General features: G+C 37.0%; 1 protein-coding gene. It reads right to left on the reverse strand.

The annotated features are described in order from the left end of the window. Positions 1-18 precede the first annotated feature (18 nt). The coding region (locus HQ48_RS05065; RefSeq protein ID WP_044232086.1) for a single-stranded DNA-binding protein at positions 19-324 on the reverse strand (306 nt) is incomplete at its 5' end.

Here is a 324-nt window from a genome sequence, read left to right on the forward strand (position 1 = left end):
GTACATGTAACCACCTTTCTAGAAAGGAAGTTCTGATTCATCAACTTCAACAGGTTCAGAACCACCAAATAAGTCTTGTTTAGCTTGTGATTGACTACTATTATCATTAGTGATAAATACTTTTTCAACCGTAGGGAAAACAAAGTTATAATTTACGTATTCTCCTGATTCCTTGGCTTGTACACGACCGCTGACCGTTACTGTGTCACCTAATTGAATGAAATCAGGCAAGAAAGCCGAACCGTACGCAACTTTTACGTTAGATCCCTTTTCTTTTTCAAATAATGGGACTGAAATAATTTTCTTATCGCCTTTTGCTGTACC

It is taken from the genome of Porphyromonas sp. COT-290 OH3588, from assembly GCF_000769075.1.
In the GTDB taxonomy this organism is placed as follows: Bacteria; Bacteroidota; Bacteroidia; order Bacteroidales; family Porphyromonadaceae; genus Porphyromonas.